At 49.6% G+C, this 1231-nt stretch carries 2 protein-coding genes; both read left to right on the top strand.

What is annotated here, in order from left to right:
• Positions 1 to 384 (top strand): nucleoside deaminase (locus PHH49_02965; protein MDD5487911.1); only part of this gene is annotated, 384 nt, incomplete at its 5' end.
• 26 nt (positions 385 to 410) lie between these two features.
• The gene (locus PHH49_02960) at positions 411 to 1088 is read left to right on the top strand and encodes a class I SAM-dependent methyltransferase (protein ID MDD5487910.1); all 678 of its coding nucleotides are present in this window, start codon (positions 411 to 413) and stop codon (positions 1086 to 1088) included.
• Positions 1089 to 1231 lie beyond the last annotated feature (143 nt).

The following is a 1231-nucleotide window of genomic DNA, read 5'->3' as shown; positions in this document are numbered from 1 at the left end:
GGCGGTATTCCTATCGGGTCGGTAATCGTTCATAAGGGTAAGATAATAGGGCGGGGACATAACCGCAGGGTGCAGAAAAAGAGCGCGATCCTCCATGGCGAAATGGATGCTTTGGAGAACGCGGGACGCCAGCCGGCTGCGGTGTACAGGGAGTGTACGTTATATACGACGCTTTCGCCTTGTTCCATGTGCGCGGGCGCGATACTTCTTTACGGTATCCCGCGTGTCGTGATCGGGGAGAACAGGAGTTTTATGGGAGAAGAAGACCTGCTCAGGTCAAGAGGGGTCAAGGTCACGGTGCTCCAGGACGGGACCTGTGTCTCAATGATGAAAGAATTCATAAAGAATTACCCTGAACTATGGAATGAGGATATCGGGGTGTGAGCGAAAGAAGAAGAAAGGGAGAGGATATGGATAGAGTAAGGGAGCATTTCGAAAGTGAGGCGGGCCAGTTCGATGATATTATCTTAAAGCGCGTACCGATGTATGCCGAGATGATCGATACGCTTGTCAGCGCGTTACCGTTCGGGGACGCGAATGGATTGAGGATACTCGATATAGGCTGTGGTACGGGTAATATTACGCGTGTTGTGAAAGAGAGGTTCCCGGAAGCATCGGTCACATGTATGGACCTTGCGGAGAACATGATAGCAGCCGCGAAGAAAAAGCTAGCCAAGCTCAACGGAATAGAGTTCAAGAGGTGTGACATAACGGAATTCGAGTTCAGAGAGCCCTATGACGCGATAATATCGTCCTTGACACTCCATCATATACGTGACGGCAAGGTGAAAAGATCTTTATATAAGAAGTTTCGCGAAAATCTTAAGCCGGGCGGCGTGTTCTATAACGCGGATGTGGTCCTCTGGTCAACGAAGCATCTTGCGTCCCTTTATATGGACAAGTGGGGCGCTTTCATGGAAAAATACCTTACCATCGAAGAAGTGCGGGATACTTTCGACAAGCACCATGCCGAAGACCATCCTTTCAGGATAATGGAGGAACTCGAGTGGTTAAAAGATGCCGGGTTCCGTGATATTGAGGTCCTATGGCGGAATTACAACGGTGCTGTATATGGCGGGGTAAAATGATCAGTTGGCATGAAAATATCCCTGACGCTTCGGACATGCTGTCCCTTACGGGACAGAACTTGCGCACGGGATATTTCCACGCCATATGCGCACCAGGTTTCATGGGAAAATGGTAAGGCAGCTTAGCTTGTGATGTTTATCCG

It is taken from the genome of Candidatus Omnitrophota bacterium (assembly GCA_028715965.1).
In the GTDB taxonomy this organism is placed as follows: domain Bacteria; phylum Omnitrophota; class Gorgyraeia; order Tantalellales; family Tantalellaceae; genus JAQUQS01.
Note: the sequence above shows the minus strand (reverse complement) of the source record. Positions and strands in the feature narration are given on the sequence as shown.